A 22,209-nucleotide genomic window follows, 5' to 3' on the forward strand; every position below is an offset into this window, starting at 1 on the left:
GTGCGGCATGGAGCTGCAGTTCAGCGGGGAGATCTGGCACTGGAGAGGCCCGTCACCGTTCCACTTCGTCACCGTGCCCGAGGAGCTCTGCGACGCGCTCGATGCGACAGCCGGGCTGGTCAGCTACGGCTGGGGGATGATCCCGGTGCGCGTCAGCATCGGCCAGACCGACTGGACCACGTCGTTGTGGCCCAAGGACGGTCGCTACATCGTGCCGCTCAAGACCGCGGTGCGACGGGCCGAGGGGCTCGAGGTCGGCGCCACCACGACCATCCAGCTCTTCGTCGACGTCTGAGAGCCGCGCCGGAGCCCGCGACCGGATGCCAGTGGGGCCTGCTGGTAGGCGAAGACCAACCTCGGGCGAACGGCCAGAAACGCTGTGAAAATCGGTCGAAAGCCCCCACTGGGCCGTGGTGGGCAGTACCTTCGCCACACCCCCACGGCAGACCCGCCCCAGCCTCCCCAGATGCGGCACGCTCACCAAGGACTGGCATGACCACACGCGCGCGCTCCCTCCTGACCTCCTCCGCCGTCGTCGCAGCCCTGGCCGCCACCGCGCTGGTCGCGCCGAACGCCACGGCAGCCCCCGGGGCGGTCACCACGACTGTCACCACCGCGGCCCCGGCCGTGAGCGCACCGACGCTCGCCACGGCATACACGAAGTCCGCTGCGGACGCCCGCATCGTCAGCAAGCTGACCGCCCGCGCGACCACCGCGAAGTTCGGCACGCAGTTCAGCGGCGCGGTCATGGACGCCCGCACGGGCACGCTGCTGTGGAGCAAGAACGGCAACACCGCGCTCAAGCCGGCGTCGACGATCAAGTTCGTCGCCGCCACCAACGCGCTGCGGCGATTCGGTCCCACCTATCGCTTCACCACGACGGTCCGTCGCGGCACCCAGGCCGACCAGGTCGTCCTCATCGGCTCCGGCGACCCCGCGCTCTCGTCCGCGCAGCTGGTGTCCTTGGCCCAGCAGACCGCCTATGCCATGAAGGCCAACGGCCAGCTGCGCGTGCGCCTGTATGCCGATGACACCCTCTTCGCCGCACCGAGCCTCGCGACGGGCTGGCCCTCGACGTACGTCCCCGACGAGACCACCTGGCTGCGCGCGCTCGTGGTGGACGGTCGCCTGGTCAGCGACACGACCATCGACGCGGCCAAGATCTTCGCGGCGAAGCTCAAGACCTACGGCATCACCGTCGCCAGCGTGACCCGCGGCACCGCGTCGACCGCCAACCCGGTGCTCGCCACGTCCGCGGGCCAGACGATCGACCAGATCGTCACGCGGATGATGATGGAGTCCGACAACGAGCACGCAGAGGCGCTGCACCGGCTCGTCGGCGTGCGATCCGGCGCCGGCAAGACCTGGTCGGCGGCGAGCTCCGCTGCCAAGAAGGGCCTGACCTACGAAGGCCTCGCCGCCACGGCGATCTACGACGGATCGGGCCTGTCCCGCAGCGACCGGCTGACCAGCATCCAGCTCGCGAAGATGGTCAAGAACACGTTCGAGCCGGCCAACAAGGAGCCTTTCCGGATCCTGCGGTCGAGCCCGGGACTGCCCCGGGCCGGCATGACCGGCACGCTGAAGGCGTCCTACGACCGGTTCACCGCGAGCACGTCGAAGTGCGCCGTCGGCAAGGTCTACGCGAAGACCGGCACGCTGAGCGACGCGGTGGCGCTGGCCGGCTGGACGATCGGCAAGGACGGACGCATCAAGGCGTTCGCGTTCATCATCAACGGAAAACCGACCTCGACCACGGTCATGCGGCAGAACATCGACATGCTCGCCGCCACGGTCAACGGCTGCTACTGACCTGTCTCGCGAGCCAGCCTGGCCGCAGCCACCCGGGCTGCTCGCTGGCGCTCGAGCCGACGGTGCGGGTCCTCGGCTTCACCGAGCTGCGCGGGGCCGTACAGGTGCATCCCGAGCCACTTGATCCGGTAGCCGAGGCGGTATCCCCACGACAGTCCTTCGTGATCGGCCTTGCTCATCTGCTCTCCTCGATCTGCATCCATATTGCTTAGTGGCCTAACTATCTCTGCACTAACGATAGCCCCGGTCGGGCTAGACTCGAAATCGTGACTGCATCGACGAAGGGTGCTCGCCGCCCGCCGCCCGCTGAAGCGGCCGACCTTCTCCAGCTCGATCGCCAGGTCTGCTTCGCACTGGCGGTCGCGTCGCGCAACGTGATCGCGCTCTACCGGCCGCTGCTCGAGCCGATGGGGCTGACCCACCCGCAGTACCTCGTCATGCTCGCCCTCTGGGAGGACTCGCCCCTGCGGGTCAGCGAGCTGGCTTCGCGACTCAGCCTGGAGCCCGCCACCCTCTCGCCTCTGCTCAAGCGGCTGGAAGCCGGCGGCATGGTCACCCGTGGGCGCGACCCGCTCGACGATCGCGCCCTGGCCGTCTCCCTGACCCGCAAGGGAGCCGCCGCGCGCAAGCGTGCCGAACGCATCCCCCCTGCGATCATCGACCGCCTCGGCATGGACCTGGCCGAGCTCGAAGCCATGCGCGACGGACTCACCCGCCTCATCGAGGCGGCCGCACCACCCTCAACCTGAGAGCGCGGGGCTCACACCGCGCCGGTGCCACCGTCGACGTCGCCACCGATGCCGGGCGTGATCTTGAACGTGCCGGGCGCCATGTCGCCGTACTCGTCGGCGCGTCGCTCCTCGGGGGTGCGCTTGTCACCGACGCGGCGCACGATGCCGACGACGATCAGGGTCACGATCGCCACCGCTCCGATGACGAACACCCCGATGAGCAGGCTCCCGAAGATCCACTCGTTCACGACTCCCCCTCGCTGTTGGGTTGATCGTCCAGCATGGACGGGTACGGGTCAACGAGTTCCCAGAATTGACCATCTTCATGGGTTGACCTTCGAACAGGTGTTCGAATAACATGGACCATGGCCATCGCACCCATCCATCCGGCGCCGCCTCTGACGGCCGCCGAGGGGGTGCGTCAGGTGCACGAGGTGCTCGACCGCGTCGGGCCTGTCGACGAGCTTTCCGGGTATGCCGCGTCGAGCCTCGTCGTCGAGCTGGACCGGGCGATGGCCAGGATGGCGGCGCTGAAGCTGTCGCTGGCGGCGGTGGTGGACAAGTCCGACGTCGCCTCCGACGCCGGCATGACGGGCACCGCCGTCTGGCTCGCCGCTCGGTCCCGTCGCGACGGGGCCTCCACGGCCCGGGAGGTACGCCTGGCGACCGCGCTCGACGGCGGTCTCCCGGCCACCCGGCAGGCGCTGAGCGTGGGCGACCTGAGCACCGAGCACGCGCTGGTGATCGCCACCACCGCGCAGCAGCTGCCGGCCGGGCTGGACGACACGCAGCGGGCCGCCATCGAGCAGTCGCTGGTGGCGGTCGGCAAGCGGGTCGACCCGGCGGCGTTGCGCCGCAAGGCGCGCCGGGCCCTGGAGTCCGCGCGGCGGTCGCAGGCCGAGGTCGACGCGCACGAGGACGCGGTGCTGCGCAGCGAGGAGGAGCGTGCCCTGGCCGCGACCAGGCTGACCCTGCACGACAACCACGACGGCACCACCACCGGACACTTCACGGTGCCCACCCTGGCCGGGCAGATCCTGACCAAGGTCATCCAGCAGATCGCCTCTCCGCGCCGGTTCGCCCAGCAGGCGGCCCGCGACGCCCGCGAACGGGCCGCAGCCCAGGGCGGGTCGCAGGGTGGGTCGCTGACCGCCGACCAGGTGGCCGAGGCGACCTGGGACGCGTTCCGGGCCGAGGACCTCGACTGGTCCCAGAAGTACGGTCGGGCCTTCGTGGAGCTGCTCGAGCACCTGCCCACCGACCACCTCTCCGGCAAGGTCGCCGCGACCGTCCTGGTCACCCTCGACCACGACACCCTCAAGACGTCACTCGGCGCGGCCCACCTCGACACCGGCCACGACATCTCCGCCTCCGAAGCGCGCCGACTCGCCTGTGGCGCCGGCCTCGTCCCGGCCGTGCTCGACGGTGACTGGCAGCCGCTCGACCTCGGCCGGACCCAACGGTTCTTCACCGAAGCCCAGCGGGTCGCCCTCGCCAAGACCTACGACACCTGCGCCGCCCAGGACTGCGACCGGCCCTACGCCTGGACCGAGCACCACCACCAAGACCCCTGGGCCTCCGGCGGGCTGACCAACCTCGACAACGCAGTCCCACTCTGCGGGTTCCACCACCGACGCATCCACCACCCCGGATTCCGCCACCGGATCACCCACGACCCCGGCGGACGCAAACGAGTCACCATCCACCGACGGACCTAGCGTGCCGTGAGGTTTGCCCCGCGCACCGTCGTGCCCATCATCTCCGACGCGCCTGCCACTGGGGCTGGTGCTGTCGCTCCGGCGTGCCCGCGCGAGCCCCGCTTGCCGACGACTCCGTCGCTCGGAAGACTCCGGGCATGACCGATGACCAGTGGTTCCGCGAAGCCGTCGTCTACCAGATCTACCCGCGCAGCTTCCAGGACTCCGACGGTGACGGCATCGGTGACGTGCCCGGCATCATCAGCCGGCTCGACTACCTCCAGCAGCTCGGCGTCGACGTGGTCTGGCTGTCGCCGATCTACACGAGCCCGCAGGACGACAACGGCTACGACATCGCCGACTACCAGGACATCGACCCGACCTTCGGCACCCTCGCCGACGTCGACGAGCTGGTCGCGCAGGCGCACGCCCGCGGCATACGCATCGTCATGGACCTCGTGGTCAACCACACCTCCGACGAGCACCCGTGGTTCGTGGAGTCGCGGTCGAGCAAGGACAACCCGAAGCGCGACTGGTACTGGTGGCGGACCGCCCGCGACGGCCACCCCGCTGGGGACGAGGGCGCCGAGCCGACCAACTGGGAGTCGTTCTTCAGCGGGCCCGCGTGGGAGCTCGACGAGGCGACCGGCGAGTACTACCTGCACCTGTTCAGCCGGAAGCAGCCCGACCTCAACTGGGAGAACCCGGAGGTGCGCGAGGCCGTCTACGCGATGATGCGGTGGTGGCTGGACCGCGGGATCGACGGGTTCCGGATGGACGTCATCAACATGATCTCCAAGGTGACCTCACTGCCCGATGGTGAGCCCCTGCCTGCCACGCCCTACCTGGGTGACGGCACGCCGCACTTCCTGAACGGGCCGCGCATCCACGAGTTCCTCCGGGAGATGCACGCGGCGGTGTTCGAGGGGCGCACCGAGAAGCTGCTGACCGTCGGCGAGATGCCGGGCGTGACCGTCGAGGACGCGATCCTCTACACCGACCCGGAGCGACACGAGGTCGACATGGTGTTCCAGTTCGAGCACGTGGGGCTCGACATCGGGGCGCACAAGTGGGACCGGAGCCGGGTCGACCTGCGCGACCTCAAGGCGTCGCTCGGCCGGTGGCAGGACGCCCTCGCCGAGGTCGGCTGGAACTCGCTCTACTGGAACAACCACGACCAGCCGCGTGCGGTGTCGCGGTTCGGGTCCGATGCTCCCGAGCACCGGGTCGCGTCGGCGAAGCTGCTCGGCACGGTCCTGCACCTGCACCGTGGCACGCCGTACGTCTACCAGGGCGAGGAGCTCGGGATGACGAACGTGCCCTTCGCCTCGGCCGACGACTTCCTCGACATCGAGTCGGTCAACTACTACCGCCTGGCGTCCGGCGCGGGTGGTGACGTCGAGGCGATCCTCGCCAACCTGAGGCTCGGTAGTCGCGACAACGCCCGCTCCCCGATGCAGTGGGATGACAGCGCGAACGCGGGGTTCACGAGCGGGACCCCTTGGGCCGCAACGAATCCCAACTACCGAGAGGTCAACGCGGCAGCCGCGGTGGCCGACGACGACTCGGTGTTCCACCACTACCGCCGGGTCATCGAGCTGCGGCACACCGAGCCGGCGATCGCGCATGGCGACTTCCACCTGCACGCACCCGACCACGAGACGCTGTACGCGTTCACGCGGTCGTACAAGGGCGTTGAGCTGCTGGTGCTCGCCAACTTCTCGGGCGACGACCTCGACCTCACCGGCCCCGGCCTGGATGGCACGCTCGATCTCGACGGCTGGGAGTCGGCCACCGTCCTGCTCGGCAACCTCGGCGACCCCACCTCGCCGACCGCCACGCTCCGCCCCTGGGAAGCCCGCATCCTGAAGCGCTGAGAGCTCCTCTTTCGGTGGAGATCCACCGATTTTGCCTTCCGAACCGTCGCTGCTGTGCCACTATCGCGGCGTGATTCGAGCAGAACTTGGGTTGGGGATCCTCGGGACCGCGTTGTGGATCTACTGCCTCTTCGACGTGATCATGACCGACGAGTCCCGCATCAGGAACCTGCCCAAGGTGACCTGGATCTTCGTGGTGCTCATCACCTCGCTGGTGGGGGCCGTGGCGTGGCTGGTGGCTGGTCGACCGCAGACGCCGCAGCGGAGCCTGCCGTACAAGGGGAACACCGGCTCGGCGTACCCGGAGTACGAGCGGCCCGGGAGGTTCGTGCCGACGAACCCGGACGACGACGCGGAGTTCCTGCGGAAGGTGCGTGAGCGGGCCGAGGCGCAGACCCAGGAGGCGAAGCGGCAGCGGCTCGAGCGTGAGCGTCTGGAGGCCGAGCAGATCGAGCGCGAGCGCCAGCGCCGCAAGCAGGGCAACGCCAAGCCGGCGGCCAACCCAGACCAGGCTGCCAACCCAGACCCGGCTCCCAACCCGGACCCGACCGCCAACCCCAACCCGACCAGCGACTGAAGTCTCCGCTAACTTCCCTACTAGGCGTCCGGCGTGGCGTCGCGGAGTGCTCCCAGGACCTTGGCGTCGATGCCGTCGGGGCTCAGGCGCATCTCGTAGTTGGCCTCGCCGGCCCAGGCCGTCAGGGCGCTGGACACCTCGCCGGAGTAGCCCAGGGACGAGAGCCGCACGGCCACCTCGTCGGCCAGCTCGCCCTCGAGTGGGCGGACGTCCTCGGGGCCACCGAAGATCAGGTCGTTCATCCGCAGCAGCCGGGCGAGCTCCTGGGGCGCGTCCTCGTGGTCGTCGACGCGGAGGTCGGCGAGGACCCCGCAGTGGTCGTACCCCGCGCCGGGCTGCACGGCATACAGGGCAGCGCCTTGGCGGCCCCGCGAGTCGCCGCCGGCTGCGTCGCCGGCGAGGAGGGCGGCGATCAGCCGGTCGGTGAGCGAGTGGCCCGCGGAGGCCAGCCAGGCCGCCTCCATCTCCGCGACCACGTCGGACCCGGTGAGGATGTTGCCCTGGATGGCGTAGCCCCCGGCGGATTCGCGGCCGCAGACCCCGCCGGCCCAGTCCATGCAGGACTCGCCGGTGTAGGTGGCCTGCGAGTCGACGCCGACGACGCCCAGCTGTCGGTGCGCCCGGTCGGCGTCGGGCGTGGTGCAGGCGGTGACGGCCCCCTGCGCGTCGGCGCCTCCAGAGAGGGCGTCGAGGGCGACCGAGCGGTAGGCGACCCGCGCCATGGCCTGGGTCGCGACGGCGCCGACCCCCAGCCGCACCTCGGGCACGACGGCACCGACGAACGGGAACTTGCTCGCGACGGCGACGCCGAACGCGTCACCGACCTGGCCGACGATCGAGAAGGTCATGCGCTCGACCGTAGCGATGGGGAGGGCATGACGCTCACCTGCGAGAATGGGGCATGGCCGCGAAAACGACCAGGACCCCCTCCAAGAGCACCAATCTGAACCCCTCGAGCTTGACCGGGACGCTGCTCACCTGGACCACCCTCGCGCCACTGGTCGCCATCGTCGCGCTCGTGCTGACGTGGGGTCGGCACCTGGGCACCATTCCGGTGATCGTCGTGGCGGCGGCGCTGGCTGCTGCCGTGCTGGCCGCGGTGCACCACGCCGAGGTCGTCGCGCACCGGGTCGGGGAACCGTTCGGCTCGCTGGTGCTGGCCGTCGCCGTGACGATCATCGAGGTGGCGCTGATCGTCACGCTGATGATCAGCGGTGGCAAGGACACCGCGTCGCTGGCCCGCGACACCGTCTTCGCCGCCGTGATGATCACCTGCAACGGGATCGTCGGGCTGTCGCTCTTCGTCGGGGCGGTGAAGTACCGCCTGATCTCGTTCAACGCGGAGGGCACCGGGGCTGCGCTCGCCACGGTCACGACGCTGGCGGTGATGACGATGGTGGTGCCGACCTTCACGACCAGCGCGCCCGGTCCGGAGTTCTCCAGCTCGCAACTGGTGTTCGCGGCGGTCATCTCGCTGGCGCTGTACGGCATGTTCGTGTCGACCCAGACCCGGCGGCACCGCGACTTCTTCCTGCCGGTCGCCCACGACGGTGAGCCACTCGACGACGTGCACGCCGACCCGCCCACGAACCGCGAGACCTGGACCAGCCTCGGACTCCTGCTCGTCTCGCTGGTCGCGGTGGTCGGGCTCGCGAAGGTCGAGTCGCCGGCCATCGAATCGGGCGTGGCGGCAGCTGGCTTCCCGCAGTCCTTCGTCGGGGTCGTCATTGCGCTGCTCGTGCTGCTGCCCGAGACGCTGGCGGCCGCCCGCGCTGCCCGCGGCAACCGGATCCAGACCAGCCTCAACCTCGCGCTCGGATCCGCGATGGCCAGCATCGGCCTGACCATCCCGGCGATCGCGATCGCCTCGATCTGGCTCGACGGTCCCCTGCTGCTGGGCCTCGGACCGGTGCAGATGGTGCTGCTCGCCCTCACCGTCGTGGTCAGCGTCCTGACCGTGGTGCCCGGGCGGGCGACGCGGCTGCAGGGTGGCGTGCACCTCGTGCTCCTCGCCGCGTTCGTGTTCCTCGCGGTCAATCCCTAGCGTCGGCTTCCCCTAGCTGCCCGTTCCCCTGGCTTCGACTTCCCTGGCTTCGACTTCCCTGGCTTCGGCTTCCCTGGCTTCGACTTCCCCGGCTTCGACTTCCCCGGCTTCGACTTCGTGGGTATGCCGCTGGGCCAGGCTGGGCGCGCGTCCTACGGTGGATGGATGGCCACGATCGAAGCCGTCCTGGGTGACATCACGACCCAACCCGTCGACGCCATCGTCAACGCGGCGAACTCGCAGCTGCTTGGCGGAGGCGGGGTGGACGGGGCGATCCACGCTGCGGCCGGGCCGCGACTGCTGGAGGAGTGCCGGCGGATCCGGAACACCACCCACCCCGACGGACTCGACGTCGGGGATGCCGTGGCGACGTCGGCAGGCGACCTGCCCGCGCAGTGGGTGATCCACACCGTCGGGCCGAACAAGCACCGAGGGCAGACCGACCCGGCCCTGCTGGCGTCGTGCTTCCGTCGCAGCCTGCAGGTCGCGCGGGACGTGGGGGCGAAGAGCGTGGCGTTCCCGGCGGTGAGCGCGGGGGTCTACGGCTGGGACTCGGCAGACGTGGCCCGGATCGCCGTCGACGCCGTCCGGTCAGAACTCGACGGCGAGGGTGCTGCCGGCGGGATCGAGCTGGTGCGCTTCGTGCTGTTCAGCCGGCCGGCCCTGATCGACTTCGAGGCTGCCCTCGCCCCCTCCTCCTGAGTTCTTTGAGGAGTCCCTTGGGGTCGGTCAGGCGACTTCAGGGTCAGGCGCCGGCGCTCATCGACTCGTGGTCGCCGTTGGTGGCCGACTCGATGAGCTGGCCGATCACCTCGGGGGTGTGCGCGCCGGAGAGCGCCACGCGGCGGTTGGCGATGAAGAAGGGCACGCCGGTGATGCCGATGTCGATCGCTGCGGCCTCGTCGGCGCGCACGTGGTCGGCGAACTCGTCGCCGGCCAGGACCGCCGAGACGCGACGTCCGTCGAGGCCCGCCTCGGCGCCGAGACGCTGGAGGGTCTCGATGTCGTCGACGGCCTTGCCCTCGGAGAAGTGGGCGCTGTAGAGCCGCTCGAGGACGGCCGCCTGGAGGGCCGGCCCACCCTGGGCGAGCCCCAGTGCGACGAGCCGGTGGGCGTCGAACGAGTTCGCGCGCAGCTGCTTGTCGACGTCGATGTGCACGCCGTCGGGGCGACCCATCACCGCCGGTCGTTCGGCGATCTCGCGGGCGCCGTCGAGGTCGGTGCGGTAGCGCTGGGCCAGCCAGGCGAGCACCGTCTCCCCCGTGCTGTGCGCGGCCTTCGGGTCGAGCTCGAACGCGTGGTAGGTGACAGTTACCTCGGCCGGGTGCGCGCTCTCGGCGATGGCGAGCTCGAGCCGCCGCTTGCCCAGGTAGCACCACGGGCAGACCACGTCGGCCCAGACGTCGATCTCCACTGCATTGGTCGAGGGTGTTGCGTCGCTGGTTGATCGTGTTGCTTGGTTCATCGCGTCATCCACGTTCGTCGCTTGGTCCACGTTCAGCGCCTCATCCACGTTCGTCGCCTCGTCCACGTTCGTCGCTGCGTCCACGTTCGTCGCTTCGTCCACGTTCGTCTGACCCACGTTCATCGCTCCATCCTCACACGAGGGCGCAAATGGGGCACGGGGCACCCGGGCGAGCCCGCGGCATACCCCCACAACGCCGCAGGCCCCCGGGCCGCCGAAGCGGAGGGGGCCTGCGGTGCGTGGCTCAACCAGTGGTGCGACGAGCTCAGCGTGGGTCAGGGACGACCGTAGGTGACGTTCGAGGACCAGATCGAGCGGAGGGCGACGGCCTTGCCGCTGCGCGGGGAGTCCCACATCATGCCGTTCCCGGCGTAGATGCCCACGTGGTAGGCGGGGCTGCCGAAGAAGACGAGGTCTCCCGGCTGCGGGTTCGACACGCGGGTGGTGGCGGCGCGCTGGGCGTCGGCGGTGCGGGGGAGGCTGATGCCGACCCGGCCGAAGACGTACTGCGTGAAGCCGGAGCAGTCGAAGCCGGTCGACGGGCTGGTGCCGCCGTAGGAGTACATCAGGCCTTCGTACTGGGCCGCGATGGCCAGGACGCCGCCGGCGGCGGGCTTCAGGCTGGTGTAGTCCTTGCGAGCCGTGGACCGGCTGGCAGCCTGGACGGTGCGGTCGGGGACGACGCGGACCACCGGCTTGGGCTTCGGCTTGGCGGTCGCCTTGAAGCCGATGACGCCAAAGGCGCTGGAGGCCGCGGGAGCCGCGGTCTCGGGGGCCTGGACAGCGACCGGCGCGGCGGTGGTGGCGCCCTTGGCGGCCGGGGCCGGAGCGGCGCTGGCGGCCGAGGCGGGAAGGGCGAACGAGGCGACAAGACCACCGGAAGCGGCGATGACCGCAGAGGTCTTGACAGCCGGCTGCGCGGCGCTGGCCACGATGCCGGACAACTCGGAGACGGGGTTGAAACGGCCCGGCGCGCGGTGGCGGCCAGAACTGTGTGAAGCCACGATGGATGAACCTCCAGCGCCTACGAGGTGAGCTGTCGGGTTCGGATGGAGGTAGATCACCCGGCCTCCACGGTTGTCACCCGACCTTGCGGGCGCGTGCGTGGAGACTTAACCCCAAGGACCTTTTCGTGAAGAGAAGGCCCAAAGTTGGGTCCCCCGCTCCTGCCAAGCGGTTTGTACTGAATGACTCGGGCGTGGTGACAGGACTAGGCGTTTCCACATCGAGCCGGTCCCCCCAGGGGGCGAGGGAACCGCAGCCACCGTACACAAGGCTCCTGCGAAAGTCACGTTGAGGTCACGGCCCACCCAAGAAACGCCAAGGTGACGTCAGGCACACCCCAGCCGCCGTGCTCAAAACCGCAGGTCAGAGGCCTGCGGCCAGACAGCGATGGCGCTCAGATGAGCGGGCAGTGGCGACGCGCCGAACAGGGCGCGACACGCCGGGTCAGACCAGGGCGCCGAAGACGTGCTGGGCGACCTCGTCGGGCAGGGACACCCCGGTGGACTCGGGGGCGCCCTCGCGCACGGCAACCACGCGGCCGTCGGCGCGGTGGACCCGCACCCGCTCGCCGGGCAGGAGCCGGGCGACGGTCAGCAGGCTGAGCGCCTCGTGGTCGACCTGGACCGGCTCACCGATCCGGCGGACCAGCACCGTCTCGGGCAACTCCCCGGCCAGCTCGGTGAGGGTCTGCAGGCCGGTGCGGAAGCCCTCGGTCGGCTCCTCGTCGCCCAGCTCGTCGAGCCCGGGGATGGGGTTGCCGTAGGGCGAGTCGTGGTGGTCCTTGAGCATGGCGAGGATCTTGCGCTCGACCCGCTCGGACATGACGTGCTCCCAGCGGCAGGCCTCGTCGTGGACGTACTCCCACTCGAGCCCGATCACGTCGACGAGCAGCCGCTCGGCGAGCCGGTGCTTGCGCATGACCCGCGTGGCGAGCAGGCGGCCGTGGTCGGACAGCTCGAGGTGGCGGTCGCCGGCGAGGCTCAGCAGGCCGTCGCGCTCCATGCGGGCCACCGTCTGCGAGACGGTCGGGCCGGAGTGGCCCAGCCGCTCGGCGATGCGGGCGCGCAGGGGGGTGATGCCCTCTTCCTCGAGCTCGAAGATCGTCTTGAGGTACATCTCGGTGGTGTCGATCAGGTCGGTCACAGGCCCCAGCCTCTCACCTGCGACCGTCAGCGCGTCACCGATCGCCCGTCGACCTCTTCTCGAGCTGCCCCCCGACCTCTTCTCGAGCCGCCCGCCGGACCGGGTCGAAGCGCGGCACCCAGTAGGCCAGCCAGCCCGTCCCGACCAGCGCGAGGCCGCCCAGGGAGACGCAGGCGGCGGCCAGCCCGGCCTGCGCGGTGATGAGGCTGATCAGGGCCGGGGAGCCGCTCCCGCCGACGACGGAGACGAACCGCCAGCCGCCGAGGAACTGCGACCGCCCCCACTCCGGCGCGCTGTCCGCACCCAGGGTCATGACGATGCCCGACCCCATGCCGTTGCCCACGGCGGCCACGAGCGCGACGACCGTCACCGCGAGCGCGCTGTGGGTGAGCGGGAGCGAGAGCATGCCGATGCCGAGCAGGACGACGCACGGCACCGCGACCCAGATCCGGCCGAACCGGTCCATCACCGAGCCGGCCGGGTAGAACAGCAGCATCTCGACCCCGCCGACGATGCCGAAGATGATCGCCGTCGTGGTCGCGGAGAGCCCGACGTGGTTGGCCCAGAGCGGCAGCAGCACGAGCCGGGCGGACCGGGCAGCACCGATGACCATGATCCCCAGCCCGAGGGTGAGGTAGGTGCTGCGGTGGTCCCACAGCACGCGGGCGGTGCTGGCCGGGGCGCGGTCGCGCGACTCCGCCGTGGCCTGCGCCTCGTGCGCGGCCGTGAGGTCGGGCCCGAACTGGACCAGGGCGGCGGCGCCCAGACCAGCCGCCACCGCGACGGCGAACCCGGCGCGCGGACCCCAGAAGTGGATGATGGGCGCTCCGATGAACGGCCCGATGAACATGCCGATCCGGTTCACGCCGCCGAGCGTCGACAGCGCCCGCGCCCGCATCGTGGTCGGCACGGCGTCGATGAGGTACGCCTGCCGGGCGACGAGGAACACCGACGCCGTGAACCCCATCGCGAACACGGTCGCCATGAGGACGAGGAGCGACGGGGCGGTGAGTGCCACGAACGCACCCACTGCGTCGACGGCGCTCGCCCACAGCAGGGCTCGTCGCTCCCCCACCCGGTGGACCAGCGCTCCGGCGGGCACCGCGAAGAACAGCTCGGCGATCAGCCCGAGCCCGACGGTGAGGGCGGCGACCGACTGCGACGCCCCGAGGTCGAGGGCGCTCAACGCGACGATCGGCACGACCGCCCCGCTGCCGATGGCCGCGATGATGGTCGGCCCGTAGGCCGGGACCGCGATGCGGCGCAGGCTGAAGTCCGCACCGTTCGGGTCGGAGCGCGTGGCGTCGGGAGCGGGTCGTGACATCACCGCCCATTCTGGACCGTCCCCCCGTCAGGGGGCCGCACGGGTCCACGCTCGCGACGGAGTGGGCGGCGGCCCGCCACCCGGCGTAGGGGTGGCCCAGTAGGTTCAGGGACATGGGTTTCGTCGTGCCGTCGCGGTTCTGTGGTCCGCCCGAGTCGGGCAACGGTGGGTGGGTCAGCGGCCACGTCGCCGCCCTCCTCGAGGCGGGGCCTGACGAGTCCGTCACCGTGCGGCTGCGCACCCCTCCCCCGCTCGACCGTGAGCTGCAGGTCGTGCCCGGCTGGTCCGACGGCCGGCGCACCCTCGAGGTCGTCGACGGTGACCACCCGGTCGCGCAGGCCACGACCGCTGCCGCCCTGGAGCAGGCCGGCCTACCCGCGCCGGTGTCGTTTGCCGAGGCCACCGCGGCCGGTGAGGGTTACGAGGGGCTCGTCGACCATCCCTTCCCCACCTGTTTCTCGTGTGGCACCCGTCGCGAGCCCGGCGACGGACTGCGGCTCCAGCCGGGCGGGCTCGCCGATGGCGACGGTGCGTATGCCGCCGCGTGGGTCCCCGCCGCGGACGTCACCGTCGAGACGGTGTGGGCCGCGCTGGACTGCCCCGGCGGCTGGGCCTCCGGCATCGCCGGGCGGCCGATGGTGCTCGGCACGATGACCGCGCAGGTCACGAGCCTCCCCACCGTCGGCGAGGAACACGTCGTGCTGGCGTGGCCGCGCGGCGGCGAGGGCCGCAAGTACCACAGCGGCACGGCCCTGTATGCCGCCGACGGCCGCCTGCTCGCCCAGGCGGAGGCGACGTGGATCGCCATTGACCCCAGTGCATTTCGAGACTCCAGTGCAGTTCGACCCGCAGGAGGTAGCGCATGACGAAGCTCGCCGTGGTGACCGGAGCCAGCAGCGGCATCGGGGAGGCCACCGCCCGTCGCCTCGCCGCGGACGGCTTCGAGGTGATCTGCGCCGCGAGGCGGGTCGACCGGATCGAGGCCGTGGCGGCCGAGATCGGTGGCCGGGCGGTCGTGTGCGATGTGACCTCCGCCGACGACGTGGGGCGACTCGCCGCCGAGGTGGGTCAGCGCCTCGACGTGCTCGTCAACAACGCCGGTGGGGCGTTGGGGCTCGCGCCCGCTGCTGACACCGACGTGGCGGACTGGCGGGGCATGTTCGAGTCCAACGTGATCGGCACGCTCCAGGTCACCCAGGCGCTGTTGCCGGCCCTCGTCGCCTCGGGCGCCGGCACGATCCTCAACGTCGGGTCGATCGCGGGACGGGTCGCCTACGAGGGCGGGTCGGGCTACGTCGCCGCGAAGCACGCCGTGGCGGCGCTGACCGAGACGCTGCGGCTCGAGCTGGTCGACCAGCCGGTGCGGGTCGAGGAGATCGCACCCGGGATGGTGCGCACCGAGGAGTTCGCGCTGACCCGGTTCGGGGGCGACCAGGAGCGGGCCGACAAGGTCTACGCCGGCGTCTCCGAGCCGTTGGTGGCGCAGGACATCGCCGACGCGATCGGGTGGATGGTCTCGCGGCCGGCGCACGTCAACATCGACCTGCTGGTCATCAAGCCGCGCGTCCAGGCCGCTCCGCACAAGGTGCACCGCGAGTCCTGACGGGGCGTCTGCCTGAGGCGAGTCCAGGGACCCGTCTGAGGCACACGACTTGGGTCAGGCGCGGACGACCCGGACCAGGACGCCTGCCGGTGCGGTGACGGTCTGCAGGTCGCCCACCCGGCGGACCGTGGCGCCGTCGACCAGCATGTCCGGCGCGCCGCGCAGGACCACGGTCGTCCCGTCACCGAGCGGCGGCCCGAACGCCAGGGCATCCGCCTCGATGGCGGTGAGCTCGGCGTTGGCCCACTCGACCCGACCCACGGGGGTGTCGAGGCCCAGGGCGAGGAAGGCGCTGGTGCGCGGCGGCACCCGCAGGTCGCCACCCCCGAGACCCTGACCGCCGAGACCCTGACCGCCGAGCCGCTGGCCGTCGAGGGAGAGGCGGACGCCGTTGTGGTGGCCGGTGATGTTGGTCAGGTGCAGCATCCGCTCACCGTCGGCCGTACTCGACGTCGTCGCGAAGATCCCGGGGACGTCGCTCGCCAGCTCCAGCCCGGGGCTGGCCCCGAGTCGGCGCAGCGCCCGACCGAAGAGCTGGACGTCCGACGGGAGCTCGGCCGTGATGAGGACCGCTCGTCCGGCGCCCACCTCGACGTCGAGGCCGATGACCGCGCCCTCGACGTCGTGGAGGACGGCGTCGCCGCGCTGGTGCGCCAGGGCCTGGAACCACCCCACCCGGGTCTCGGGCCACGGCGCCGCCCAGCCGCTCGCGACCGCCGACGGGTAGTAGTGGTGGTTGGCCCAGGTGATCTCCGCACCGCAGACCCCGAGGGCGTCGGCGAGGAGGGTGCAGGGACGGCCTTCGAGGTCGCGGTCGGGGACGCGCCCCAGCAGGAGCAGTCCCCCACCGCGGGTCACGTGGTCGACCAGGCCCTGCTGCACCTCCGGTGAGAGGTGACGGCCGCTCGCGAGGGCGACGACTCCGGTCGGCTCGTCGCGCTGCAGGTGGACCGCGCCGAAGCGGTAGCCGCCGAGCAGCATCGACCGGACCAGGGCGCGGCGCGGACCGGCGCCACGGTGCCGCACCAGGTCCGCAACGACCTCGGTCATCACCGCGCTGTCGGGATGGTGGTACTCCGTGGCGTAGGAGTCCAGCACCAGGCCGAGCTGCACCTCGTCGTGGTCCTCCGCCATCCGGGAGAGCCAGCGCTCGTGCAGCCGCACGGCCTGCACGGTCCTGGCCGTCGCGGCATACGTCATGCCCTTCTGGCCCTCGGGGCCGACGGGGGCCGCCGTGCCGTGGCGCTCACCGGTGAAGCTGATCCGGTCGTTGCCGTCGCCGACCTTCTCCTCGAGCGGCGGGTTGATGCCGCCGGCGAAGAGGTAGTAGTTGACCATCCGGTTGCCCTGGGCGAGGGAGCGACGGGTCTTGAGCTCGACCGTGGAGGGGTCGTACTGGTGGTCGACGCCACCGCCGTAGTCGCCCGAGCCCGCTTCGAACTCCAGCGAGGTGGTGGGCTGTCCGGGACCGTGCACCGCGGCCATGAAGGCGTTGATGACGTAGAGGTCCGTGGTGGTGTTGAGCGTCATGTCGCCCAGGTAGTGGTCGGAGCCGGAGAGCACGCCGGGCACCCCGGCATAGGTCTCGACCAGCTGGCTGATGCCGATCGGGAACGGCTCGCCGCTGCCCCCCTCGGTGCCGTGGATGTTGATGAGGAACGGCACGTCGACCACGTCCTGCGCCTCGGCCATCGCCCGCAGTGCCTCGACGTAGCGACGGAACCGGTCGCGCATGAAGACGGCGAGGTCCTGGCGCAACACGCCAGCCCATGCCTCCTGCGGCGACCGGACCGCCTCTGCCGTCAGGGGATACGGCACCTCACCGACCCGCGCCCCCTGCACCCACGTGCAGAAGTCCTCGACGAGGTGGTCGGTCAGGTCGGGGCTGTTGGTCACCCACGCGAGCATCCCGATCTCGTTGTCGAGCTGGACCGCGATGACGTTGCCGCCGCGCGGCTGGGTGCGGGCGGCGATGAGCGGCAGGATCGCGCCGAACCACCGCTCGCATTCCGCCAGGTAGGCCGGCGCGAGGTAGTCGACCGTGCGGCTCGGGGCCGGCTTGCCGTCCCAGCCTGACGGGACGATCTCCGGGTGCTCGGCGTAGAGCCGGAACGGGAGTCCCTCGTTCTTCAGCTCGGCCATGATGAACGGGCCGGGCCTGGCGATGAACCACAGGTCGTGCTGCGCGCAGAGGTCGATGAACGCCGCGACGTCGCGCTCGGCCCGCGTGGCGCCGGTGACGTCGATGGTGCCGTCGGGCAGCTCGTGCCACAGCCACGGGATGTAGGAGGCCACCGCGTTGCAGCCAGTCTCCTTGAGCAGCAGGATGCGTTGCTCCCACTCGTCGCGGGCCACCCTGAAGTAGTGGACCTCGCCGGACATCACCACGCGGGGTCGGCCGTCGATGAGGATCTGGTTGTCCTGGATCTGGATCATGACGCTTTCCGTGGGGGGACGTCGGTCAGGGGGCGACGGTGATGGACAGCGGGGAGCCGATGCTCCCGGCGGCCAGCTGCGCGTCGGTCTGGTCGTCGTTCATCTCAGGAGAGCTCCACCGTGAGCTCGATGTCGCCGCCCGACGCTCCTGTGAGCAGGTCGGCTCGAGCCACACTCACGCCGGCGGCGCGGTAGGGGTTGGCCAACGGCGAGGTCGTGAGCTCGCGACCACCCGAGGTCACCCGGACCACCCCGGAGCCGATGCCACCGACCTGGTAGGTCAGTCGAAGTCGCTTGTCCCTCAAGGGGATCCGCGCGGTCAGTCCGTCGAGACCGGGCGCGAGCACGGGGTCGAGGTCCACCCGATCGCCCCGCGACCGAACGCCGAGCAGCGTCTCCGCCAGGAGTCGCAGGTAGAGACCGGGCCCGGAGGAGTAGACCCGCCACCCCCCTTCGAGGTCGACGTCGCCGGCCATCAGCGCGGCGTACCGCTCGCTGGCGTCCAGGCGGTCGTCGAAGACGCCGTCAGACGAGGAGTAGTAGGTCGTGCTCTGGCGCGGCCGGGCGCGCGGCACGCGCTCGGGGACGCCGATCGGGTTGGCCTGGCAGAGCGCGGCGAAGAGCCGGTCGGCATCACCGACCCGCGCGAGGGCCTCGGCGTAGCGCAGGTGCGCGTGCATGTACATGAGCCCGATCTCACGACCCCAGAACGTGCTCGCCTCGGCGCGCTGGAAGACGGTCATCGGTCCGCCCCGGTAGGTGACGGGGCGGTCGAACAGCCGCGCACCGTCGGGGCCGAGCAGGTGCTCGTCGATGAGGTCGAGGTGGTGGCGCGCCTGCTCGGGGCTGAGCAGGTCGGCCGAGATCGCGTGGATCCAGGGCAGCACGCCGTAGGTGAGTCCGGTGCGGGTGTCGCGGGGGTGCACCAGCGGCTCGGAGGTCCCGTCGTCGTTGAGCAGGACGTAGCCGGGCAGCACGCCGTCGACGACGAGGTCCTCGGTGATCGCGGTGTGGGCCGCATCGGCCGCGGCACGAGCGCGCGTGACGAGGTCGGGAGCGAACCCGCACGACTCCAGGCCCTCGGCGAGCGAACGCAGCGCCGTCACCAGCAGCACGGTGGTCCACGTGGACACCAGCCGGGCGGCGAGGTGGGGGTCGGCCGGCTGGAGCGAGTCGTTCCAGTCGCCGTGGCCGTAGGCGGGAAGGGGCGAACCCGGCACCCGCACCTCGGCGACTCGGTCGAGCGCGCGGCGCAGGTGCTCCTCCACCGAAGCAGGGGCGGTCAGCCCGTCGTCGCCGACGAAGGGCAGGCCCTCGCTCAGCAGCGAGCCGTCGCGCGTCGCCTGCAGGTAGTCGCCGACCGCGAGCAGGGGCCAGTAGAGGACGTCACCGTGTGCGTCGTGCTGGACGCTCTCCGCGAGGGGCGGCAGGAAGTCGAACGCCTGCGGCCAGTCGCCCCGGACGTTCTGGGCACGAAGGACCCGCAGCAGGACGTCGCGCTGCTCGTCGTCGCGCCCCAGTGCGGTGAGGAGCCCGACTGGCCCCTGGCAGACGTCACGCGTGCCCCAGGCGCCACCCGAGAACTGCTCCAGCCCTCGGGGCGAGAGGTAGTGCACGAGGGCGTTCTGGGTGAACCACGGCAGGGCGGTGTCGATGCGCGCCACCTCGGCAGCCAGCCCCGCATCGGCCGCGCCGGGCGTGAGTCGCAGCGCACCGGCGACCGTGGCCGGCCACTGCGTCCCGAGGTGCTGGTCGGAGGTGGGGTGCACCTCGCGGTCGGGGACGTCGGACGTGACGGCGAGGGTGAGCGAGAAGCGTCCGCCTGGCTCGACCGCGAGCGTCACCCACGGCGTGCCGCGGTCCTCGCCGTCCGCGAAGAGGGGGCCGTCGGCAGCGACGGACACGGCGCCGGCCGACCACCCGAGGTGCAGGGTGGTGAGGCCGTCGCCCACCTCGGCACCCGCCTCGTGCCTGACGACGTCGTAGGCCGCGGGGTCGAGGCCGTCGTCGCCGGACAGGGCGACGTTGAGCGCCACGAGCAGGCGGCGCGGTGTGCCGGACAGCCAGCCGACCGACAGCGCGAGCTCGTGTGCGCCTGGCACGGCCGTGGAGCTGACCTCGAGGGCCAGGTCGTCGTGGGCGTACCACCAGGTGGCGCCGTCGGTGCGCAGCGCCCAGGCGCTCGGCAGCTCGAGGAGCGACCAGCCCCGGGGCGTCGTCGGGTCCTCGACGAAGACGCGCAGGCCGTGGGCGCGCTGGACCCCGAGGTAGCCGCGCCGGGTCGACAGCAGCCGGTCCCGGCCGACGTGTCCACGGGTCAGCTGGGAGTGGAACGCACCGGTCATCCAGAGCGTGGAGGTCAGCGAGCCCGTGTCGGGGACGAGGGCGTCACCGGTGCGCAGCACGTGTCCGTGCGGGCGCAGCACCCGGCGCTCCTTGGCGGCGGTGACGACGTGGGAGCCGTCGCCGCCGAACCACGAGAGCACCCCGCCGTCAGCGTCCGTCTCGACGTGCCGCGGGTCGGAGTGGCCGGTCAGCTCGGCGAGGGTGTCGGCGTCGAGGTCGTCGACGACGAAGGCGGGGGCCGCGCTGAAGAGGGAGCCCGATTCGCCGCCACGCGGGCCCCCGTCGGCGGCGCCCAGCGACGGGACACCCCCGGCCTCAGCCTCGGGCTGGGCGAGGGCCTGGGTCGCCCACGCGGCGTCCGCGTCCGACGTCGCGTCGGGGTGGTCGGGACTGAATATCCCGTAGAAGCCGGTGTCGTGGCGCGCGCCGGGGGCCAGCTGCACCGGGGCGTCCTGGAGCACCGCGAGGGCGTGCTCGTGCTGGAGGCGGTGCGAGGGGAGGACCGCGGTGGACAGTGCTTCCGGCACGCCCGGCCTGGCCGCACCCCGCACGAGCTGGAGGGTGTCGGTTGCCCACCCCTGCCCCTGCGCCAGCGACCCCAGCAGCAGCCAGGGCACCGCCTGACCGGGCATGTTCTGCCGCACTGCGAGGGCGGTCCCGTGGGCAGTGGTGACGGGCGTCAGGTCGAGGTACTGGCTGACGTAGTACTCGTTGGTGCGGATCGCGTCGTACGGCGCCAGACCGGGGTCGTGGGTGAGGACCACGTCCACGACCGCCCCGGTGTCGCGGGTGTTCTCGACGCTGACGTGCCAGAACCACGCCGGCGCGCCCTCCGCCAGACGGAAGCGCGCGGCATACCGCAGGCCCTCCCACTCGCCCGTCGCGACCGGGCCGTGCTCCGACCATGTCACGACGCTGCGGCTGGACGGCCCGAGCAGCGGCACCCAGGCCGCTGTGTCACCGTCGAGCCGGCGCAGGTACAGGTTGGCTGGTCCTGCTTCGTGGGCGCTCCCCGGATACATCACCAGCGACGTCTCGGCAGCGTCGAGGCGGGCCAGACAGGCGTCGCCGGTGAACACCGCCCGCAGCCCGGAGTCACTGGAGAGCTCATGGTGGCCACGCGTCATCGCATTCGTCGGGAAAGGCACCCCTTGTGTATAGCAGTCTCGGCACCTGGAAGGACAAGCCGAAATCCCTTGTAAATAAATGAAACTCAATCGCTGAGCACGAGCGGAGTCCACGAACGTGCTTTCAAATGCCACACCGCGCTCGCCCCACACGCCGATCGAGGGCTGCGACACGGTTACCGTCGTCCGGCTGCTCGTGGGACGGACCGGAGGTCGGGACTGCGGCTGCCCAGACCGTGGTCGTCTGCCGGTCGTCAGGCGGCTGACCTGCACCTTCGTGGTTGAGGAATGCAACCATGCAGTTGACTGTTCAATCACTCATGACCCAGACCCACGACTCCCTGACCGCGCTCGAGGCCCAGTTCGCCGCTGACCACCTCGAGCTCTCCCCCGAGGCCCAGGACCTGCTGTTCCGTGACGCCCGCACCGCCAACACCTTCACCGACGAGCCGGTGTCGGAGGAGCAGGTGCGCGCCATCTACGACCTGGTCAAGTGGGCCCCGACGTCGATGAACAACCAGCCGCTACGGATCGTCCTCGTGCGCACCCCCGAGGCCCGCGGTCGGCTCGTCGAGCTGATGAGTGGCAACAACAAGGCCAAGACCTCCACCGCTCCCCTGGTGGCCGTCCTCGCCGCCGACACCGACTTCCACGACGAGCTCGGCAAGGTGTTCCCGCACTTCGAGGGCGCCCGCGACCTCTTCGCCGGCAACGCCGAGATGCGCGAAGGTACCGCCACGCTCAACGCCACCCTCCAGGTCGCCTACTTCATCCTCGGCGTCCGCGCGGCGGGCCTCGCTGCCGGCCCGATGACCGGTTTCGACGCGGACGGCGTGGACCGCGAGTTCTTCCCGGACGGCGCGCACCGCACCATCGCCGTGGTCAACATCGGCCGCCCCGCCGAGGGCGCCTGGATGGACCGCCTGCCCCGCCTCGACTACGACGAGGTCGTCACCTCCGTCTGACCGCGGCTGTCGCCAGACCCCGCTTCTCCACGATCACTTCGAGAAAGCTGTTGCACA

The 22,209-nt window shown here is 71.1% G+C and carries 20 protein-coding genes and 1 riboswitch; of the genes, 11 read left to right on the forward strand and 9 right to left on the reverse strand.

Features of this window, described 5'->3' with window-relative positions; translation table 11 throughout:
* Nucleotides 1-7: 7 nt before the first annotated feature.
* Together AC1DWJ_RS08125 and dacB are read left to right on the forward strand one after the other, a co-directional pair.
* Complete coding sequence (locus AC1DWJ_RS08125; RefSeq protein ID WP_457254653.1) at nt 8-295, forward strand: DUF1905 domain-containing protein; 288 nt, start codon at nt 8-10, stop codon at nt 293-295.
* A gap of 197 nt (nt 296-492) precedes the next feature.
* Nucleotides 493-1,812 (forward strand): D-alanyl-D-alanine carboxypeptidase/D-alanyl-D-alanine endopeptidase, encoded by a 1,320-nt coding sequence (gene dacB / locus AC1DWJ_RS08130; protein ID WP_477620496.1) that lies wholly within the window; start codon nt 493-495, stop codon nt 1,810-1,812.
* Here the strand turns inward: dacB and AC1DWJ_RS08135 are convergent.
* Nucleotides 1,806-1,991 (reverse strand): hypothetical protein, encoded by a 186-nt coding sequence (locus tag AC1DWJ_RS08135; RefSeq protein ID WP_457254655.1) that lies wholly within the window; start codon nt 1,989-1,991, stop codon nt 1,806-1,808. The genes dacB and AC1DWJ_RS08135 overlap by 7 nt on opposite strands.
* 87 nt (nt 1,992-2,078) lie before the next feature.
* On the opposite strand from AC1DWJ_RS08135, the gene AC1DWJ_RS08140 reads away from it, so the two are divergent.
* Nucleotides 2,079-2,561 carry a MarR family winged helix-turn-helix transcriptional regulator gene (locus AC1DWJ_RS08140; RefSeq protein ID WP_457254656.1) on the forward strand — a complete coding sequence of 161 codons (483 nt, stop codon included), beginning with the start codon at nt 2,079-2,081 and terminating at the stop codon, nt 2,559-2,561.
* 11 nt (nt 2,562-2,572) lie between these two features.
* Here AC1DWJ_RS08140 and AC1DWJ_RS08145 read toward each other — a convergent pair whose 3' ends face one another.
* Complete coding sequence (locus AC1DWJ_RS08145; RefSeq protein ID WP_457254657.1) at nt 2,573-2,791, reverse strand: hypothetical protein; 219 nt, start codon at nt 2,789-2,791, stop codon at nt 2,573-2,575.
* Nucleotides 2,792-2,908: 117 nt separating this feature from the next.
* Here AC1DWJ_RS08145 and AC1DWJ_RS08150 point away from each other — a divergent pair, with 117 nt between their 5' ends.
* The 3 genes from AC1DWJ_RS08150 to AC1DWJ_RS08160 all read left to right on the forward strand — a co-directional run bounded on the left by AC1DWJ_RS08150 (nt 2,909) and on the right by AC1DWJ_RS08160 (nt 6,694).
* Nucleotides 2,909-4,261: an HNH endonuclease signature motif containing protein gene (locus AC1DWJ_RS08150; protein WP_457254658.1), complete on the forward strand. Its 1,353-nt coding sequence runs from the start codon at nt 2,909-2,911 to the stop codon at nt 4,259-4,261.
* Nucleotides 4,262-4,398: 137 nt separating this feature from the next.
* Nucleotides 4,399-6,117, forward strand: coding sequence for a glycoside hydrolase family 13 protein (locus AC1DWJ_RS08155; RefSeq protein ID WP_457254659.1), 1,719 nt, complete (start codon nt 4,399-4,401; stop codon nt 6,115-6,117).
* A gap of 70 nt (nt 6,118-6,187) precedes the next feature.
* Nucleotides 6,188-6,694 carry a PLD nuclease N-terminal domain-containing protein gene (locus AC1DWJ_RS08160; RefSeq protein WP_477620497.1) on the forward strand — a complete coding sequence of 169 codons (507 nt, stop codon included), beginning with the start codon at nt 6,188-6,190 and terminating at the stop codon, nt 6,692-6,694.
* A 20-nt stretch (nt 6,695-6,714) separates the two neighbouring features.
* Here the strand turns inward: AC1DWJ_RS08160 and AC1DWJ_RS08165 are convergent, their stop codons facing one another.
* Entirely contained in the window at nt 6,715-7,542 is an 828-nt protein-coding gene (locus AC1DWJ_RS08165; RefSeq protein WP_477620498.1) for a DUF1028 domain-containing protein, read from the reverse strand.
* Nucleotides 7,543-7,652: 110 nt separating this feature from the next.
* Between AC1DWJ_RS08165 and AC1DWJ_RS08170 the strand changes: the two genes are divergently transcribed.
* On the forward strand, nt 7,653-8,738 hold the full coding sequence (locus AC1DWJ_RS08170) for a calcium:cation antiporter (protein ID WP_477620499.1): 1,086 nt from the start codon (nt 7,653-7,655) through the stop codon (nt 8,736-8,738).
* A gap of 165 nt (nt 8,739-8,903) precedes the next feature.
* Nucleotides 8,904-9,440: an O-acetyl-ADP-ribose deacetylase gene (locus tag AC1DWJ_RS08175; RefSeq protein WP_457254664.1), complete on the forward strand. Its 537-nt coding sequence runs from the start codon at nt 8,904-8,906 to the stop codon at nt 9,438-9,440.
* Nucleotides 9,441-9,483: 43 nt separating this feature from the next.
* Here the strand turns inward: AC1DWJ_RS08175 and AC1DWJ_RS08180 are convergent, their stop codons facing one another.
* From AC1DWJ_RS08180 to AC1DWJ_RS08195, 4 genes are all read right to left on the reverse strand, one after another.
* Nucleotides 9,484-10,326: a DsbA family oxidoreductase gene (locus AC1DWJ_RS08180; RefSeq protein WP_477620500.1), complete on the reverse strand. Its 843-nt coding sequence runs from the start codon at nt 10,324-10,326 to the stop codon at nt 9,484-9,486.
* Between the two features lie 152 nt (nt 10,327-10,478).
* Nucleotides 10,479-11,207, reverse strand: a complete 729-nt coding sequence (locus tag AC1DWJ_RS08185) for a C40 family peptidase (RefSeq protein ID WP_457254666.1) — start codon at nt 11,205-11,207, stop codon at nt 10,479-10,481.
* A 2-nt stretch (nt 11,208-11,209) separates the two neighbouring features.
* Nucleotides 11,210-11,412, reverse strand: a riboswitch (cyclic di-AMP (ydaO/yuaA leader).
* Nucleotides 11,413-11,652: 240 nt separating this feature from the next.
* Complete coding sequence (locus AC1DWJ_RS08190; protein ID WP_457254667.1) at nt 11,653-12,351, reverse strand: iron-dependent transcriptional repressor DtxR; 699 nt, start codon at nt 12,349-12,351, stop codon at nt 11,653-11,655.
* Nucleotides 12,352-12,385: 34 nt separating this feature from the next.
* Entirely contained in the window at nt 12,386-13,675 is a 1,290-nt protein-coding gene (locus AC1DWJ_RS08195; protein WP_477620501.1) for an MFS transporter, read from the reverse strand.
* A gap of 113 nt (nt 13,676-13,788) precedes the next feature.
* On the opposite strand from AC1DWJ_RS08195, the gene AC1DWJ_RS08200 reads away from it, so the two are divergent.
* On the forward strand, nt 13,789-14,541 hold the full coding sequence (locus tag AC1DWJ_RS08200; protein ID WP_477620502.1) for a hypothetical protein: 753 nt from the start codon (nt 13,789-13,791) through the stop codon (nt 14,539-14,541).
* Nucleotides 14,538-15,278, forward strand: a complete 741-nt coding sequence (locus tag AC1DWJ_RS08205; protein ID WP_457254670.1) for an SDR family NAD(P)-dependent oxidoreductase — start codon at nt 14,538-14,540, stop codon at nt 15,276-15,278. Before AC1DWJ_RS08200 ends, AC1DWJ_RS08205 begins: the two co-directional genes overlap by 4 nt.
* Before the next feature lie 54 nt (nt 15,279-15,332).
* Here the strand turns inward: AC1DWJ_RS08205 and AC1DWJ_RS08210 are convergent, their stop codons facing one another.
* Nucleotides 15,333-17,714 carry a beta-galactosidase gene (locus AC1DWJ_RS08210; protein ID WP_477620503.1) on the reverse strand — a complete coding sequence of 794 codons (2,382 nt, stop codon included), beginning with the start codon at nt 17,712-17,714 and terminating at the stop codon, nt 15,333-15,335.
* 104 nt (nt 17,715-17,818) lie between these two features.
* Nucleotides 17,819-21,208 (reverse strand): GH36-type glycosyl hydrolase domain-containing protein, encoded by a 3,390-nt coding sequence (locus tag AC1DWJ_RS08215; protein ID WP_477620504.1) that lies wholly within the window; start codon nt 21,206-21,208, stop codon nt 17,819-17,821.
* Nucleotides 21,209-21,507: 299 nt separating this feature from the next.
* Between AC1DWJ_RS08215 and AC1DWJ_RS08220 the strand changes: the two genes are divergently transcribed.
* Nucleotides 21,508-22,152, forward strand: a complete 645-nt coding sequence (locus AC1DWJ_RS08220; protein ID WP_457254673.1) for a malonic semialdehyde reductase — start codon at nt 21,508-21,510, stop codon at nt 22,150-22,152.
* Nucleotides 22,153-22,209 lie beyond the last annotated feature (57 nt).

Source organism: Pedococcus sp. P2_D7 (genome assembly GCF_056404295.1).

Excerpts from the sequence above, each read along its gene's own strand:
- AC1DWJ_RS08125 (WP_457254653.1), top strand. The coding sequence starts at position 8 with ATGGAGCTGCAGTTCAGCGGGGAGATCTGGCACTGGAGAGGCCCGTCA.
- dacB (WP_477620496.1), top strand. The coding sequence starts at position 493 with ATGACCACACGCGCGCGCTCCCTCCTGACCTCCTCCGCCGTCGTCGCA.
- AC1DWJ_RS08135 (WP_457254655.1), bottom strand. The coding sequence starts at position 1,991 with ATGAGCAAGGCCGATCACGAAGGACTGTCGTGGGGATACCGCCTCGGC.
- AC1DWJ_RS08150 (WP_457254658.1), top strand. The coding sequence starts at position 2,909 with ATGGCCATCGCACCCATCCATCCGGCGCCGCCTCTGACGGCCGCCGAG.
- AC1DWJ_RS08155 (WP_457254659.1), top strand. The coding sequence starts at position 4,399 with ATGACCGATGACCAGTGGTTCCGCGAAGCCGTCGTCTACCAGATCTAC.
- AC1DWJ_RS08165 (WP_477620498.1), bottom strand. The coding sequence starts at position 7,542 with ATGACCTTCTCGATCGTCGGCCAGGTCGGTGACGCGTTCGGCGTCGCC.
- AC1DWJ_RS08175 (WP_457254664.1), top strand. The coding sequence starts at position 8,904 with ATGGCCACGATCGAAGCCGTCCTGGGTGACATCACGACCCAACCCGTC.
- AC1DWJ_RS08180 (WP_477620500.1), bottom strand. The coding sequence starts at position 10,326 with ATGAACGTGGGTCAGACGAACGTGGACGAAGCGACGAACGTGGACGCA.
- AC1DWJ_RS08195 (WP_477620501.1), bottom strand. The coding sequence starts at position 13,675 with ATGTCACGACCCGCTCCCGACGCCACGCGCTCCGACCCGAACGGTGCG.
- AC1DWJ_RS08200 (WP_477620502.1), top strand. The coding sequence starts at position 13,789 with ATGGGTTTCGTCGTGCCGTCGCGGTTCTGTGGTCCGCCCGAGTCGGGC.
- AC1DWJ_RS08205 (WP_457254670.1), top strand. The coding sequence starts at position 14,538 with ATGACGAAGCTCGCCGTGGTGACCGGAGCCAGCAGCGGCATCGGGGAG.
- AC1DWJ_RS08210 (WP_477620503.1), bottom strand. The coding sequence starts at position 17,714 with ATGATCCAGATCCAGGACAACCAGATCCTCATCGACGGCCGACCCCGC.
- AC1DWJ_RS08220 (WP_457254673.1), top strand. The coding sequence starts at position 21,508 with ATGACCCAGACCCACGACTCCCTGACCGCGCTCGAGGCCCAGTTCGCC.